General features: G+C 47.3%; 4 tRNA genes. All 4 read left to right on the forward strand.

The annotated features are described in order from the left end of the window. The first annotated feature begins 59 nt into the window (after positions 1-59). The 4 genes from AACQ79_RS15520 (at position 60) to AACQ79_RS15535 (ending at position 584) form a co-directional block, all read left to right on the forward strand. Positions 60-136 (forward strand) — tRNA-Met (locus AACQ79_RS15520). A gap of 33 nt (positions 137-169) precedes the next feature. Further along, positions 170-245 (forward strand) — tRNA-Gly (locus AACQ79_RS15525). 153 nt (positions 246-398) lie between these two features. Continuing rightward, positions 399-475: transfer RNA gene (locus AACQ79_RS15530), tRNA-Met, on the forward strand. 33 nt (positions 476-508) lie between these two features. Then, positions 509-584: transfer RNA gene (locus AACQ79_RS15535), tRNA-Gly, on the forward strand. Positions 585-677 lie beyond the last annotated feature (93 nt).

Below are 677 nucleotides of genomic sequence, written 5' to 3' on the forward strand. Positions count from 1 at the left end.
CAAATTCTCTTGTTAGAGAGTGTAAGTTTTCATCGTACTTAACGATGACACAATACGGACGCGGGGTGGAGCAGCTTGGTAGCTCGTCGGGCTCATAACCCGAAGGTCGTTGGTTCAAATCCAGCCCCCGCAACCAAATTTAGATTAAGCGTGAATACGATTAATCATTGCGACACTAGCTCAGTTGGTAGAGCGCAACCTTGCCAAGGTTGAGGTCACGAGTTCGAACCTCGTGTGTCGCTCCAAATTCTTTTCGAAGAAAAGAATAGCGCCGCACAACCTAGTTAAGGTTGAGGTCACGCCTCTTTGTTTAAAGAAAGTGAACCTCGTGTGTCGCTACAAATTCTCTTGTTAGAGAGTGTAAGTTTTCATCGTACTTAACGATGACACAATACGGACGCGGGGTGGAGCAGCTTGGTAGCTCGTCGGGCTCATAACCCGAAGGTCGTTGGTTCAAATCCAGCCCCCGCAACCAAATTTAGATTAAGCGTGAATACGATTAATCATTGCGACACTAGCTCAGTTGGTAGAGCGCAACCTTGCCAAGGTTGAGGTCACGAGTTCGAACCTCGTGTGTCGCTCCAAATTCTTTTCGAAGAAAAGAATAGCGCCGCACAACCTAGTTAAGGTTGAGGTCACGCCTCTTTGTTTAAAGAAAGTGAACCTCGTGTGTCGCT

It is taken from the genome of Vibrio sp. 3-2(1) (assembly GCF_963887575.1).
In the GTDB taxonomy this organism is placed as follows: Bacteria; Pseudomonadota; Gammaproteobacteria; order Enterobacterales; family Vibrionaceae; genus Vibrio; species Vibrio anguillarum.